Source organism: Streptomyces sp. YPW6 (genome assembly GCF_018866325.1).
Classification (GTDB): domain Bacteria; phylum Actinomycetota; class Actinomycetes; order Streptomycetales; family Streptomycetaceae; genus Streptomyces.
This window is the reverse complement of the sequence record NZ_CP076457.1, coordinates 6173872-6189196: the sequence shown is the minus strand read 5'-3', so window position 1 is coordinate 6189196 and position 15325 is coordinate 6173872. Positions and strand designations below refer to the sequence as shown.

The following is a 15325-nucleotide window of genomic DNA, read 5'->3' as shown; positions in this document are numbered from 1 at the left end:
AACGGGCCTCACTCCATGCTCCGCAGCTACCGCGACCGATCAGCCGCCGGGGTCAGAGCGTCAGCTCTGGCCGCCCGCGAGCTTCTCGCGCAGCGCGGCCAGGGCCTCGTCCGACGCCAGGGCGCCGGAGTTGTCCGCCGACTCCGAGGAGTACGAACCGCCGCCGCCACCGCTGCCGCCGGAGGCGGCCGGAGCAGCGCCGGCCGGGGCCGCAGCACCCTCGGCCGCAGCGGCCTCGTCGGCCTCGCGGGACTTGATGACCTGGGCCTGGTGCTGCTCGAAGCGCTGCTGCGCCTCGGCGTACTGGGTCTCCCAGATCTCGCGCTGCGCCTCGAAGCCCTCGAGCCAGTCGTTGGTCTCGGGGTCGAAGCCCTCGGGGTAGATGTAGTTGCCCTGGTCGTCGTACGACGCGGCCATGCCGTACAGCGTCGGGTCGAACTCGACCGAGGCCGGGTCGCCGCCGAAGGACTCGTTGGCCTGCTTCAGCGAGAGGCTGATGCGACGGCGCTCGAGGTCGATGTCGATGACCTTGACGAAGATCTCGTCGTTGACCTGGACGACCTGCTCCGGGATCTCCACGTGGCGCTCGGCCAGCTCGGAGATGTGGACCAGACCCTCGATGCCCTCGTCGACGCGGACGAACGCACCGAACGGAACGAGCTTGGTGACCTTACCCGGGACGACCTGACCGATCTGGTGCGTACGGGCGAACTGCTGCCACGGGTCTTCCTGCGTCGCCTTGAGCGACAGGGAGACGCGCTCGCGGTCCATGTCGACGTCGAGGACCTCGACGGTGACTTCCTGGCCGACCTCGACAACCTCGGAGGGGTGGTCGATGTGCTTCCAGGACAGCTCGGAGACGTGCACGAGACCGTCGACGCCACCCAGGTCCACGAAGGCACCGAAGTTGACGATCGAGGAGACGACGCCGGAGCGGACCTGACCCTTCTGCAGGGTGGTGAGGAACGTCTGGCGAACCTCGGACTGGGTCTGCTCGAGCCAGGCACGGCGGGACAGGACCACGTTGTTGCGGTTCTTGTCCAGCTCGATGATCTTCGCCTCGAGCTCCTTGCCCACGTAGGGCTGGAGGTCGCGGACACGACGCATCTCGACGAGCGACGCCGGGAGGAAGCCGCGGAGGCCGATGTCGAGGATGAGACCACCCTTGACGACCTCGATGACGGTACCGGTGACGATGCCGTCCTCTTCCTTGATCTTCTCGATGGTGCCCCAGGCACGCTCGTACTGAGCGCGCTTCTTCGAGAGGATCAGGCGGCCTTCCTTGTCCTCCTTCTGGAGAACCAGGGCCTCGATCTCGTCGCCGACCTTGACGACCTCGTTCGGGTCGACGTCGTGCTTGATCGAGAGCTCGCGGCTCGGGATGACACCTTCGGTCTTGTAACCGATGTCGAGGAGAACCTCGTCCCGGTCAACCTTGACGATGACACCGTCAACGATGTCGCCGTCGTTGAAGTACTTGATCGTCTCGTCGATCGCCGCGAGGAACGCGTCCGCGTCGCCGATGTCGTTGACCGCAACCTGCGGAGTGGTGGCGGTGGTCTCGGTGCTGCTCGTCATGTGGGAAAGGGCTCCGGTACGGACAGAGAGTCGTAGGTACTGCTACGCCGAAAGCCCGTATCGCCTCTGCAGAAGCCGGACAGCCTGGAAAGCGCGCAATCCGTTTCCGGAGAGGCGCCTCGACAACCGAGGGGACATGCAACAGACGCGAGCGCGGCCTGCTAGGTCTGAGGCGCGCAGGCTCGCAGCGCAACTTGTAGCATACGGGGGCAGCCGGACAGGGTCAATGCGCGAAGACGCACACCCGGGGCGCATCGCCCCAAACCCGGCGCAACTCGTGTTGTCCGAGGCCACATCGGCCCGAGAACACTACGGCACGGCGCCGCGGGCGCACCTCCGCACTCCCGGGTACCCCGGGGTCCGGACCGCACGCGGCGGGTGAAGGCAAACTACAACGACGGGCACGATGAGCCAAGAGATCCACGGGGCCTTCTCCCCGGAACCCGCCGAGTCCCCGGAGCCGGAAGCCACGCGCCGGGCGGCGGACGAGGCCGAGAGCAGCCGGGCCAGCCGCGGCTGGTGGGACCGCAACGCCGACGCGTACCAGAGCGACCACGGCGGCTTCCTGGGCGACGACCGCTTCGTCTGGGGCCCCGAAGGGCTGGACGAGGCGGACGCCGCCCTGCTGGGGCCCGCCGCCGCTCTCCAGGGCCTGGACGTCCTGGAGGTCGGGGCCGGGGCCGCCCAGTGCTCGCGCTGGCTGGCCGCCCGGGGCGCGCGCCCGGTGGCGCTGGACCTCTCCCACCGCCAGCTCCAGCACGCCCTGCGCATCGGCGAGGGGATCCCCCTCGTGGAGGCGGACGCGGGCCTGCTGCCCTTCCGGGACGCCTCCTTCGACCTGGCCTGCTCCGCGTACGGGGCGGTGCCGTTCGTCGCCGATCCCGTACGGGTCTTCCGCGAGGTCCACCGGGTGCTGCGGCCCGGCGGGCGCTGGGTGTTCTCCGTGACGCACCCGGTCCGCTGGGCGTTCCCGGACGAGCCCGGACCCGAGGGGCTCTCCGTCGCCGCCTCCTACTTCGACCGCGTCCCCTACGTCGAGCAGGACGAGGCCGGCAACGCCGTCTATGTGGAACACCACCGAACGCTCGGCGACCGGGTCCGGGACGTGGTGGCTGGCGGTTTCCGGCTGGTCGATCTGGTCGAACCGGAATGGCCCGCCTGGAACAACCAGGAGTGGGGCGGCTGGTCCCCGCTGCGCGGCAACCTGATCCCGGGCACGGCGATCTTCGTCTGCGAGCGGGACTGACCGCTCCGGCCGCGGCCGCCCGTACGACACTGGGGGCGTGATCCGTACCGAAGCCCTGGACCGCCTGCCCGTCCGCACCGCCGTGCCGGCCCTCCGGCGCGCGCTCGACGACCGGGGCGTCGCCGTCCTGTGCGCCCCGCCCGGCACCGGCAAGACGACGCTCGTCCCGCTGGTGCTGGCCGGGCTGACCGGGGAGCGGCCGGTGCGCCGGGTCCTGGTCGCCGAGCCGCGCCGGATCGCCGCGCGGGCGGCGGCGCGGCGGATGGCCTGGCTGCTGGGCGAGCGGCCGGGCCGGCGGGTGGGCTTCACGGTGCGCGGCGAGCGCGTGGTGGGGCGGGAGACGGTGGTGGAGGTCGTGACCACGGGGGTGCTGCTCCAGCGGCTCCAGCGCGACCAGGAGCTGCCCGGGGTCGATGTGGTGATCATCGACGAATGCCACGAACGCCATCTGGACGCGGACACGGTGGCCGCCTTCCTCCTGGACGTACGGGAGACCCTCCGGCCGGATCTGCGGCTGGTGGCCGCGTCCGCGACCACGGACGCGGAGGGCTGGGCGTGGCTGCTGGGCGACGCTCCGGTGATCGAGGCCGAGGGCGTCTCGTACCCGGTGGAGGTCCTCTGGGCGCCGCCCGCGCGGCCGGTGAAGCCTCCGCACGGGATGAGGGTCGATCCGGCGCTGCTGACGCATGTGGCGGCGACCGTGCGGCGGGCGCTGGCGGAGCGGGAGGGGGACGTGCTCTGCTTCCTGCCCGGCGTCGGGGAGATCGGCCGGGTGGCCGGGCAGCTCACCGGGGTGGACGCGGAGGTGCTCCAGGTGCACGGGCGGGCTCCGGCCGCCGTGCAGGACGCGGTGCTGGCCGGGTCCGCCGAGGGGCGGCGGGTGGTGCTGGCGACCTCGGTGGCGGAATCGTCGCTGACGGTCCCGGGCGTCCGGGTCGTCGTGGACTCGGGGCTCGCCCGGGAGCCACGCACCGACCATGCCCGCGGGCTGAGCGCCCTGACGACCGTCCGGGCCTCCCGGGCGGCCGGACGGCAGCGCGCCGGGCGGGCGGGGCGGGAGGCTCCGGGGACGGTGTACCGGTGCTGGGACCAGGCCGAGGACGGGCGGCTCGCGCGCTTCCCGGCCCCGGAGATCAAGGTGGCCGACCTCGCGGCGTTCGCGCTCCAGGCGGCGTGCTGGGGTGATCCGGACGCCTCCTCGCTCGCCCTGCTGGACCCGCCGCCGGCCGGGGCGATGGGCGCGGCCCGGCAGGTGCTGGAGGCGGTCGGCGCGGTGGACGCGGACGGCCGGGCCACCGACCGGGGCGTACGGATGTCCCGGCTGGGGCTGCATCCCCGGCTGGCGCGGGCCCTGCTGGACGGCGCGCGGGAGGCCGGGGCGCGGCGGGCGGCGGAGGTGGTGGCGCTGCTGAGCGAGGAGCCGCCCCGGGAGTACGGGGACGACCTGGCGGCGGCGCTGCGGACGGCCCGCCGGGGCCAGGACGCCTACGCGGCGCGCTGGAAGCAGGAGGTGCGGCGGCTGTCGGCCCAGGTGGAGGGCGGGAGCACGGGCACGGGCCCTGGACCCCGTACTGGCACCGGCCCCGGTACTGAGACGGGCACCGGCACCGGCAGATCGTCGGGGGCCGGGGCCGCCACGGGCTCCGCGACCGAGTCGCTGCACAGCTCCGGCTCCGGCGAGAGTCGCTCCGATGACGCCGTCGTCGGGCTGGTCGCCGCCCTGGCGTTTCCCGAGCGGGTGGCGCGGATCCGGGGCGACGGGGCGTTCCTGATGGTGTCGGGCACGGGCGCGGAGCTGCGGGAGGGGTCTCCGCTGCGCCGCTCGCCCTGGCTGGCCGTCGCGGTCGCGGACCGGCCCTCCCACGCGGCCTCCGCGCGGGTGCGGCTGGCGGCGGTGCTCGACGAGGACACCGCGCTGCTCGCCGCCGGACAGCTGCGGGTGCGGGGCGAGGAGGTCCGCTGGGTCGACGGAGAGGTGGCCGCCCGGTCCGTGGACCGGCTGGGGGCGGTGGAGCTGGCGGTGCGGCCGCTGAAGCAGCCCGACCCGGAGCTGGTGCGCGGGGCTGTGGTGGAGGGGTTGCGGCGCGAAGGGCTCGGGCTGCTGCGCTGGAACCGGGAGACCGAGCAGCTGCGGTCGCGCCTGGCGTTCCTGCACCGGGTGCTGGGGGCGCCGTGGCCGGACGTGTCGGACGGGGCGCTGCTGGCGGATCCGGACGCGTGGCTGGAGCCCGAGCTGTCGCGGGCCCGGCGCCGGTCCGATCTGGGCCGGATCGACGCGGGTCAGGCCCTGCGGCGGCTGCTTCCCTGGGCGACCGGTGAGGCGGCCCGGCTGGACGAGCTGGCGCCGGAGCGGATCGAGGTGCCGAGCGGCTCCCGGATCCGGGTGGAGTACGGCGGGGACCAGCCCGTACTGGCGGTGAAGCTCCAGGAGTTGTTCGGGCTGTCCGAGACGCCCCGGGTGGCCGGGGTGCCGGTCCTGGTGCACCTGCTCTCCCCCGCCGGGCGCCCGGCGGCCGTCACGGCGGACCTGGCGTCGTTCTGGCGGGAGGGCTACTCGGCGGTGCGGGCGGAGCTGCGCGGCCGCTACCCGAAGCATCCGTGGCCGCAGGACCCCGCGACCGTACCGGCGACGCGGTACACCTCGGCCCGGCTCAGGCGTTCGTAGCGCTCCTCGGCCGACGGGAGCGGGCCTCCAGCCAGAGCGCGAGGGCGAGCAGCCCGGCGCCGAGCACCAGGAAGCCCCGGGGCAGGTACGAGGTGAGCAGGAGGACCAGGACGCGCTGGGACTTGACCAGGTCGACGGTGTCGGCGATGTAGTCCTCGCGCATCTTCACATGGCCGGCGAACGCGGTGACGGTGTCCTCGGGCATGCCCATCTTCTTGGCGTCGCGCAGCTCTTCGCGGTGGATCTCCTCGCCGTTGACGGGAGCTCCGGTGACGGGGTCGACCCAGAACATGCGCCGGGTGGTGTACCAGCGGGTCATGCCGGTCTGCGCGATCTGCTCGGCGGTGACGCCCTCGATGGGCATCTTCTTCGGCATCGGGACCTCGGTCCACGGGATGGTCTGCTCGAAGTAGTAGACCTCCAGGCCGCGGAAGGTGCGGGTGCCCTTGTAGTGGATGGGGGCGGTGGTGCGGGTCTGGGCGTCGAAGTACGCGTAGTCCCGTTTCTCGGTGAGGAAGGGCCACTTGAACTCGATGCCCTCGCGGCGGACCGGGTCGCCGTCGACCATCTCACCGGTGGCGTTGACGGGGGCCTGGGTGTGGGCGTCGAAGATGTAGCGCTCGGGGATGGCGGAGACGGTCCTGCCGTCGGGCCCCTGGATGTAGGAGAGAGCGTCCCAGACGACGACGTCGCGTCCGGCGCTGCGTTCGATCTTCTCGGACTCCTCCACGTTGCCCTTGAGCGTCTGCACGATGGTGACCTTGTCGACCTCCTTCGCCCGGAGGGTGGTGTAGTCGAGGAGGGTCGCGGGCTTCGCTTCCAGGACGACTTCCTGGTACTGGCCCGGCGGGACCTTGGCCAGGCGCGGGAAGGCGTACCAGCGCAGCAACGGGGACAGGGCGGCGAAGAACACGGCGAAGGCCAGGAGTACGAGACCGGCTCGGCGGCGCATGGCGGTGACCTCTTCCCTCTGCGGCGGCTATCTCTTCGGTCCCGGGACGGTGGTCAGCAGGGGTTTCGGGGAGGTCTCCCCGGCCGGGGAGCCGATGGCGGAGACGGTGAACACGAGCGCGAGGGCGGCGGCCAGTCCGATGGCGGCGGCGGCGAGGGCACGCATGCTCGGCCTCCCGGGGCGGTGGTCCGGTGACGGCTGCCTGATGGGCCGTCAGGGTGGGGCACCGTAGCAACCGGGGCGCGAGATGAGAACAGAGCGGACAGCCCCTCGGCCGGGTGGCCGAGGGGCTGTGCAGAGGTCGTGCGACCGCTGCGCGGCGGGGCGGGACGGGGTCAGGGCTTGGTGGCCGCGGGGGTCTGTGTCGGTTCCGCGGAGGGCGTCTCGCCCGGCGTGGGCGCCTCGCCCGGCTCGTTCGGCTCGGTCGTCTCGCCCGGCTCGGTCGTCTCGCCCGGGGCCGGCTTCTCCGGGGCCTCGACGGTGAGTTCGATGACGACCGAGGCGCCGCCCTCGGTGGTCAGGCGCAGCAGATAGGTGCCCTCGTGGTCGTCGGCGAAGATCTCCGGGAGCCGCAGTTGCCCGTCGGCGTCCGTCGTCAGCGTGGTGAGGGTGCGGACCGGCTTGCCGTCCGCGTCCTCCTCGAAGTGCGGGCCCTTGTCGTTCTCGACGGCGCCCAGGCGGTCCTTGACCATGGTGGCGGTGACGGCCACTCCGGCCGCGGCGACGTCCTGGTAGGTGGCCTTGACGGTGACGGCGTCCGCGAACTTCTCGCCGGGGGCGGCGGTGAGCGCCTTCTCGTCGGTCCGGGCGATCGCGTCGGCCTGGCGGGCGGTGACCCTCGCCGCGTACGTCAGGGTACGCGCCCGGCCGGTGCCCGCGACGGCGGTCACGGTGAACTCTCCGGCCTTCTCGCCGGCCCGGAGCTTCGGTGCGGTGGCGGTGCCGTCGCTTCCGGTCCACACCGTCACGGTCTTCTTTCCTTCGGCGAAGAGCGTGCCGGTGTCGCCGGTGACGGTGAAGGTGACGGGCACCTTGGCGAGCGGGGCGCCTGCCGCGTTGCGGGCCAGGACGGAGACCCGCTCGTCGAACTCCTGGCCCGCGGTGGCGCGCAGCGGGCCGGTGCCCGCGTTCTCCAGGGAGCCCAGGGTCTCGGACGGCGGCGTCGGCTTGGGGGTGGGCGGCTTCGGGGTGGGCGGCTTCGGCGTCGGGTCGGTGGAGCCTCCGCCGCCGGGCTTGGAGGGGTCCGGGCTCGGCTTGCCGCCGGGCTTGGACGGGGTCGGGCTCGGCGTGCCGCCGGGCTCGGCCGGGGAGGGCTTCGGGCTCGGGGTGGTGCCCGTGCCGCTACCGGTGCCCGGACGCGGGCTCGGGCTGGGGGTGCTCGGGGAGCTGGGGAGCGTGCCGGTGCCGTCGGGGATCTCGTGCGTACCGCGCTGGTAGTAGGAGAACCAGGAGCGGACCGTGCGCAGGTACTCCGTCGACCGGTTGTAGCTCAGCACGGCCCGGTCGAGGTCGGCGGAGAGGGCCAGATCGCGGTCGTTGGCGCAGAGGTAGCGGCCGGCGGCGAGCGCCGCGTCGTAGATGTTGTTGGGGTCCTTGCGGCCGTCGCCGTTGGCGTCCTGGCCCCAGGAGGCCCAGGTCGAGGGGATGAACTGCATCGGGCCGACCGCGCGGTCGTGCACCGCGTCCCCGTCGTACGCCCCGCCGTCGGTGTCCTTGATCAGCGCGAAGCCCTGGCCGTTGAGAGCGGGGCCGAGAATGCGGGGGCTGGCCGTGCCGTTGGCGTCGACGCGCCCGCCGCGGGCCTGGCCCGACTCGACCTTGCCGATGGCCGCGAGGAGTTGCCAGGGCAGCCGGCAGGAGGGGTCGGTGGTCGCGACGGTCCGCTCGGCCTGCTTGTACGCGGCGAGGACGGACGCCGGAATGCCGGCTTCCGAGCTGCCCGCCGCCGGGAGGACGTTGGACGCGGTGGGCTTGTCGGGCGAGACCAGGGGCGGAAGGTCCGTGTAGTAGGGCGAGTTGCCGGTGGCCGCGCCGTCGGTCCCGCCGTTCGCGGTGTCCTCGCCCGCGGCCTGCGGGTCGCCGCTGCCCACGGACCCGTCGGCCAGGGTCGCCGCGGGAGCCTGCGATGCCGCGAGCGCCGCCACGGCCGCCGCCGCCACGGCTGTGGTCGTGGCTCCCCTGCGCAGACGTCGGCGCATGTGCGCTGCCATACGTTCCGGTCCCTCCCCCTCGAAGGCTGCTCGCGCTCCCCAGCGCAGCGACTCCCGCGACCCTACGGCACCTCGTGTCGCCCGGGCACCGAGGGCTGACCGCTTCTTACTGTATTTTCACGTTCACGGGCGCGCGTTGTCCGGTGGGGCACCCGAGGGTGCCCCGGCGGTCCCCCATACTTGCCGCCATGCCGTTCACGCTCAGTCATGCCGCCGCCGTGCTCCCGGCGATCCGCCGGGACGGGACCGGCCGGTGGCCGCTGTTCCCCTCGGCTCTCGTCGCCGGTTCGTTCGCGCCCGACATCACCTACTTCGCGGACACGGTGGTCCCGGGGGCGATGGAGTTCGGGTCGTTCACGCACACCTTCGCCGGGACCGTCACGGTGAACGTGGCCATCGCCGCCGTGCTGGTCGCGGTGTGGGCGCTGCTGCGTGAGCCACTGGTGGCGCTGTTGCCGGTACGGGTTCGGGGCCGCGTCCACGCGTTCGTCCGGGGGCGGCGGTGGACGCGGGCCTCCTTCGGTCCTTCCGGCTGGCTGTGGTTCGCCGTCTCGGGTGCGCTGGGCGCGGCCACGCATGTGGTGTGGGACGCGTTCACCCACCACAGCCGGTGGGGCACGGAGCTGCTGCCGTTCCTGAACCGGAGCGTGGGCGGCCTTCCGGTGTTCCAGTTCGTGCAGTACGGGAGTTCGGCGCTGGCCCTCGTGGTCATCGGCTGGTTCGCCGCCACCGGACTGCGGCGGACCCCGGCTGTCCCCGCGCCGGTGGAGGTGCCGGTGCTCGGCCGCCGGGAGCGGTGGGGCGCCCTCGGTCTGCTGGCCCTGTGCGTGCTGGCCGGTGTCGTCCACCGGTGCGTCCGCTGGTACGCGCACTTCGGCCGGGTGGAGAGCCCGCTCGACATCATTCCGACGGCCTGCTTCGGCGCGGGCGCGGGGCTGGCGGCCGGACTGCTGCTGTACGGGGTGTGGATGCTGGTGCGGCCCGGGGCGCGGGGGCGCGGCCGGTCCGGGTCCGTACCGGAGGAGTCCCGGACGGCGGCGCCGGCCGGCCGGGGGTAGCGACGGAGGAGCGCGACAGCGGAGGGGCCCGGAACCGTGGTGCGGCGTGGTGCGGTTCCGGGCCCCTCCCCTGTCGATGGCCGCCGCTCGGCGCGAGGCAGCGGCTCGGCGCATGGCGGCTCCTCAGCACGTGGCGATGCCTCAGCGCGTGAGGTGGCTCAGTGGGCGGCGGACTCCCAGTCCTTGCCGACGCCGACCGAGACGTCGAGCGGAGCACGCAGCTCGACCGCGTTCGCCATCTCGTGGCGCACGATCTCCTCCACCTGCTTCCGCTCGCCCTTCGCGATCTCCAGGACGATTTCGTCGTGGACCTGGAGCAGCATCCGCGAGGTCAGGCCGGCCTCGGTCAGCGCCTTGTCCACCCGCAGCATCGCGACCTTCACGATGTCCGCCGCGGTGCCCTGGATCGGGGCGTTGAGCGCCATGCGCTCGGCGGCCTCGCGGCGCTGGCGGTTGTCGCTGTTCAGGTCGGGGAGATAGCGGCGACGGCCGAGGATCGTCTCCGTGTAGCCGGTGGCCCTGGCCTCCTCGACGACCCGGTGGAGGTAGTCCCGCACCCCGCCGAACCGCTCGAAGTAGGTGTCCATCAGCACCCGGGCCTCGGCGGGGTCGATGCCCAGCTGCTGGGAGAGGCCGAAGGCGGAGAGGCCGTAGGCCAGACCGTAGGACATGGCCTTGATCTTGCGGCGCATCTCGGCGTCGACCGCGTCCTTCTCGACGCCGAAGACCTGCGAGGCGACCGTGGTGTGCAGGTCCTCGCCGGAGGTGAACGCCTCGATGAGGCCGGCGTCCTCGGAGAGGTGCGCCATGACCCGCAGCTCGATCTGGCTGTAGTCCGCCGTCATCAGCGTCTCGAAGCCCTCGCCGACGACGAAGCCCCGGCGGATCGCCCGGCCCTCGTCGGTGCGGACGGGGATGTTCTGCAGGTTCGGGTCGGTGGAGGAGAGCCGGCCGGTCGCGGCGACCGTCTGGTTGAACGTGGTGTGGATCCGGCCGTCGGCGGCGATCGTCTTGATCAGGCCCTCGACGGTGACCCGCAGCTTGGCCTGCTCGCGGTGGCGCAGCATCAGGACCGGCAGCTCGTGCTCGGTCTGCGCGGCCAGCCAGGCCAGCGCGTCCGCGTCCGTGGTGTAGCCCGTCTTGGTCTTCTTCGTCTTGGGCAGGCCCAGCTCGTTGAAGAGGATCTCCTGGAGCTGCTTGGGCGATCCGAGGTTGAACTCGCGGCCGACCGCCGCATGCGCCTCCTTGACCGCCTGCTGCACGGTCCCGGCGAACTGCTGCTCCATGCCTTCCAGATGGGCCCGGTCCGCGGCGATGCCGTGCCGCTCCAGGCGGGCCAGCAGGATGGAGGTCGGCAGCTCCATGTCGTGCAGCAGCTCCGCCGCGCCCACCTCCTTGAGCCGGGTGGTGAACGCGTCGCCCAGGTCGAGGACGGCGCGGGCCTGGGCCATCAGGGCGTCCTGCTCGGCCCGGTCGTCCGCGCCGAAGGCCAGCTGTCCGTCGGAGGCGGCGGCCGGGGCCAGCTCACGGCCCAGATACTCCACGGCCAGCGCGTCCAGGGCGAAGGACCGGCGGCCCGGCTTCACCAGATAGGCGGCGAGCGCGGTGTCCATGGCGACGCCTTCGAGCCGCCAGCCGTGCTCCGGCAGGACCCGCATGACGTTCTTCGCGTTGTGCAGGACCTTGGGCCGGGCCGGGTCCGACACCCAGGCGGCGAACGCCTGCTCGTCGGCCTCCTCCAGCTGCGTCGGGTCCAGCCACGCGGCGGCCCCGGCGGCGGCGGCGAGCGCGATCTCGGTGACCGTGCCGGCCCCCAGTGACCAGGTGTCGACGGTCATGACGCCGAGCGGCTGCGCGCCGTGCTCCTGAAGCCACGGGGCGACCTCGCCGGAGCCGAGCACGGCCCCGTCCAGCTCGATCCCGGCGGCGGGCGCGGGCGGCTCGGCCTCGGCCGCCCCCGGGTCGACGGCGAGGAGGCGCTCGCGCAGGCTCGGGTTGCGGATCTCCAGTATGTCGAGGACACCGGTGACCGCGGTGCGGTCGTACGGGGCGCGCTCCAGCTCGGCCGGGGTCTTCGGGAGCTCCACGTCCCGGACCATCTCGGTCAGCACGCGGTTCATCCTCACCGCGTCCAGGTGGTCGCGGAAATTCTGCCCGGCCTTGCCCTTGACCTCCTCCGCCCGTTCGACGAGCTCGGCGAACGAACCGAACTGGTTGATCCACTTCGCGGCGGTCTTCTCACCGACGCCGGGGATGCCCGGGAGGTTGTCCGACGGGTCGCCGCGCAGAGCGGCGAAGTCCGGATACTGCTGCGGGGTGAGCCCGTACTTCTCGACGACCTTCTCCGGGGTGAACCGGGTCAGCTCGGAGACGCCCTTGGTGGGGTACAGCACGGTCACGTTGTCCGTGATCAGCTGGAAGGAGTCCCGGTCGCCGGTGACGATCAGCACCTCGAACCCGGCCGCCTCGGCCTGCGTCGCCAGCGTCGCGATGACGTCGTCCGCCTCGAAACCGTCCACCGCGAACCGGTCCGCGCGCATCGCGTCCAGCAGCTCTCCGATGAGCTCGACCTGCCCCTTGAACTCGTCGGGGGTCTTGGAGCGGTTCGCCTTGTACTCCGGGAACTCCTGCGCCCGCCAGGTCTTGCGGGACACGTCGAACGCGACCGCGAAGTGCGTGGGCGCCTCGTCACGCAGGGTGTTCGCCAGCATCGACATGAAGCCGTACACGGCGTTCGTCGGCTGCCCCACCGCCGTCGTGAAGTTCTCCGCGGGCAGGGCGAAGAACGCCCGGTACGCCAGGGAGTGCCCGTCCATGAGGAGCAGGCGCGGTCGGTTGTCTGCCGTCTTCTTCGATGCCGTCTCAGCCACGCCCCCGATCCTGCCACGCCCCACTGACAATCCGGACCGGCACGGCCTTGCACGGCCGTGACAGGATCGGTGGTGAGAACGGTGAGGACAGGGAGACGCCTCGCTCCTGTGGAAGAGCGCTCGAAGGGGAGCAGCATCATGGCCACCAAGCCGCCGACCGGTGACCCGGTCCAGGACGCCCCGCAGGTCGAAGCGGCCCCGCACGCCGCCGCCGGGCTGCCCGCCGTCGCCCACTCGCTGCGCATCGCGACGCGGCAGATGGGTGTGCGGCGCACCGCGCGGACCCTCCTCAAGGTCAACCAGAAGGACGGCTTCGACTGCCCCGGCTGCGCCTGGCCCGAGGGCGACGAGCGGCACACCGCCGAGTTCTGCGAGAACGGCGCCAAGGCGGTGGCCGAGGAGGCGACCCTGCGCCGGGTCACCCCCGGCTTCTTCGCCGCGCACCCGGTCGCCGACCTCGCGGAGCGCAGCGGCTACTGGCTGGGCCAGCAGGGCAGGATCACCCACCCGGTGTACCTCCCCGAGGGCGCCGACCGGTACGAGGCCGTGACCTGGGAGCGGGCGTTCGCCATCATCGCCGAGGAGCTGACCGCGCTCGGCTCCCCCGACGAGGCCCTCTTCTACACCTCGGGCCGCACGAGCAACGAGGCCGCCTTCCTCCTCCAGCTCTTCGCCCGCGAGTTCGGCACCAACAACCTCCCCGACTGCTCCAACATGTGCCACGAGTCGTCCGGCTCGGCGCTCACCGAGACCATCGGCGTCGGCAAGGGCAGCGTCTCCCTGGAGGACCTCCACCAGGCCGATCTGATCATCGTCGCCGGTCAGAACCCCGGCACCAACCACCCCCGGATGCTGTCCGCCCTGGAGAAGGCCAAGCAGTCCGGAGCGAAGATCATCTCGGTGAACCCGCTCCCCGAGCCCGGCATGGAGCGGTTCAAGAACCCCCAGACCCCGCACGGCCTGCTCAAGGGCACCCCGCTCAACGACCTCTTCCTCCAGATCCGCATCGGCGGCGACCAGGCCCTCTTCCGCCTCCTCAACAAGCTGATCCTGGCGACCGAAGGCGCCGTCGACACCGCGTTCGTCGCCGACCACACCCACGGTTACGCAGAGTTCGCCGAGGCCGCCGAAGCCGCCGACTGGGACGGGACGCTCAGGGCCACCGGCCTCACCCGCGCCGAGATCGAGCAGGCGCTCGCCCTCGTCCTCGCCTCCGAGCGCACCATCGTCTGCTGGGCCATGGGCCTCACCCAGCACAAGCACTCCGTCCCCACCATCCGTGAAGTCGTCAACTTCCTTCTGCTGCGCGGCAACATCGGCCGCCCCGGCGCCGGGGTCTGCCCGGTGCGCGGCCACTCCAACGTCCAGGGCGACCGCACCATGGGCATCTTCGAACGGCCGGCGCCGGCCTTCCTCGACGCCCTCGACCAGGAGTTCGGCATCACCTCGCCCCGCCACCACGGCATGGACGTGGTGCGCTCCATCCAGGCGCTCCGCGACGGCGAGGCGAAGGTCTTCTTCGCCATGGGCGGCAACTTCGTCGCGGCCACCCCCGACACCGCCGTCACCGAGGCGGCGATGCGCCGCGCCCGCCTGACCGTCCACGTCTCGACCAAGCTCAACCGCAGCCACGCGGTCACCGGGACCCGGGCCCTGATCCTCCCGACGCTGGGCCGTACCGACAAGGACGTCCAGGCGGGCGGCAGGCAGTTCGTCACCGTCGAGGACTCCATGGGGATGGTCCACGCCTCCCGCGGCAACCTCACCCCCGCGAGCCCCCACCTGCTCTCCGAACCGGCCATCGTCGCCCGCCTCGCCCGCGCGGTCCTCGGCGCCCGCTCCCGTACCGACTGGGAGGGGTTCGAGCGGGACTACGCCGCCATCCGCGACCGCATCTCCCGCGTCGTCCCCGGCTTCGAGGACTTCAACACCCGCATCGCCCGCCCCGGCGGCTTCACTCTCCCCCACGCCCCCCGCGACGAGCGCCGCTTCCCCACCGCCACGGGTCGCGCCAACTTCACCGCAGCCCCCGTCGAGTACCCCGAACTCCCCGACGGCAGGCTGCTGTTGCAGACCCTGCGGTCGCACGACCAGTACAACACCACCATCTACGGACTCGACGACCGCTACCGGGGCATCAAGGGCGGCCGACGCATCGTCATGGTCAACCCCGAGGACGCCGCCGCCCTCGGCCTCACCGACGGCGGGTACACCGACCTGGTCGGCGAGTGGAAGGACGGCGTGGAACGGCGCGCGGAGGGTTTCCGCATCGTCCACTACCCCACTGCCCGGGGCTGTGCCGCCGCCTACTACCCGGAGACCAACGTCCTGGTCCCCCTCGACTCCACGGCCGACACCAGCAACACCCCGGCCAGCAAGTCCGTCGTCATCCGCTTCGAGGAGCCCCGGAGCACCTCCGGCAGCGACTGAGCACCGCCGCGCCCCGAGCGTGCGTGGTCGTGGCCCGCCGCGTGGCCGTGCACGGCCACGCGGGCCGGACGCAGGCGTCCGGCCCCGGCCCAGGGCACGCGCGATGGTGAGGCGGTGGGCCTTCCGGTCGGTGTGGACGTCGCGGTCCCCACCGGACCCGGAAGGCCCTCACTCCGTTCGACCGGCCCCGGCCGAGCCCACGGCACCGACCGCAGCCTCCCGGGGCGGAACACCCGGACCACGACCGGCGACGCCGCAACCCCCCGGTGGCACGGTGGACGCCCGTTGACAGGGGCCGGGAGAATCCACCACAGTC

At 72.7% G+C, this 15325-nt stretch carries 9 protein-coding genes; 4 read left to right on the top strand and 5 right to left on the bottom strand.

Features of this window, described 5'->3' with window-relative positions:
• Positions 1 to 60: 60 nt before the first annotated feature.
• Positions 61 to 1578 carry a 30S ribosomal protein S1 gene (gene rpsA / locus KME66_RS27090; RefSeq protein WP_073217562.1) on the bottom strand — a complete coding sequence of 506 codons (1518 nt, stop codon included), beginning with the start codon at positions 1576 to 1578 and terminating at the stop codon, positions 61 to 63.
• 406 nt (positions 1579 to 1984) lie between these two features.
• Here rpsA and KME66_RS27085 point away from each other — a divergent pair, with 406 nt between their 5' ends.
• Both KME66_RS27085 and KME66_RS27080 read left to right on the top strand, forming a co-directional pair.
• On the top strand, positions 1985 to 2824 hold the full coding sequence (locus tag KME66_RS27085; protein ID WP_216326972.1) for a class I SAM-dependent methyltransferase: 840 nt from the start codon (positions 1985 to 1987) through the stop codon (positions 2822 to 2824).
• A gap of 37 nt (positions 2825 to 2861) precedes the next feature.
• Positions 2862 to 5489: an ATP-dependent RNA helicase gene (locus KME66_RS27080; RefSeq protein ID WP_216326970.1), complete on the top strand. Its 2628-nt coding sequence runs from the start codon at positions 2862 to 2864 to the stop codon at positions 5487 to 5489.
• Here the strand turns inward: KME66_RS27080 and KME66_RS27075 are convergent.
• The 3 genes from KME66_RS27075 to KME66_RS27065 all read right to left on the bottom strand — a co-directional run bounded on the left by KME66_RS27075 (position 5476) and on the right by KME66_RS27065 (position 8651).
• On the bottom strand, positions 5476 to 6441 hold the full coding sequence (locus KME66_RS27075) for a DUF3068 domain-containing protein (RefSeq protein WP_216326968.1): 966 nt from the start codon (positions 6439 to 6441) through the stop codon (positions 5476 to 5478). The genes KME66_RS27080 and KME66_RS27075 overlap by 14 nt on opposite strands.
• A gap of 27 nt (positions 6442 to 6468) precedes the next feature.
• On the bottom strand, positions 6469 to 6606 hold the full coding sequence (locus KME66_RS27070) for an SPW_0924 family protein (protein WP_216326956.1): 138 nt from the start codon (positions 6604 to 6606) through the stop codon (positions 6469 to 6471).
• Positions 6607 to 6776: 170 nt separating this feature from the next.
• Complete coding sequence (locus KME66_RS27065) at positions 6777 to 8651, bottom strand: lytic murein transglycosylase (RefSeq protein ID WP_216326953.1); 1875 nt, start codon at positions 8649 to 8651, stop codon at positions 6777 to 6779.
• Between the two features lie 188 nt (positions 8652 to 8839).
• Between KME66_RS27065 and KME66_RS27060 the strand changes: the two genes are divergently transcribed.
• Positions 8840 to 9709, top strand: a complete 870-nt coding sequence (locus KME66_RS27060; RefSeq protein WP_216326950.1) for a DUF4184 family protein — start codon at positions 8840 to 8842, stop codon at positions 9707 to 9709.
• Positions 9710 to 9867: 158 nt separating this feature from the next.
• On the opposite strand, the gene polA is transcribed toward KME66_RS27060, so the two are convergent.
• Complete coding sequence (gene polA / locus KME66_RS27055; RefSeq protein WP_216326947.1) at positions 9868 to 12579, bottom strand: DNA polymerase I; 2712 nt, start codon at positions 12577 to 12579, stop codon at positions 9868 to 9870.
• Positions 12580 to 12717: 138 nt separating this feature from the next.
• Here polA and KME66_RS27050 point away from each other — a divergent pair, with 138 nt between their 5' ends.
• On the top strand, positions 12718 to 15009 hold the full coding sequence (locus KME66_RS27050) for an FdhF/YdeP family oxidoreductase (RefSeq protein WP_216326944.1): 2292 nt from the start codon (positions 12718 to 12720) through the stop codon (positions 15007 to 15009).
• Positions 15010 to 15325 lie beyond the last annotated feature (316 nt).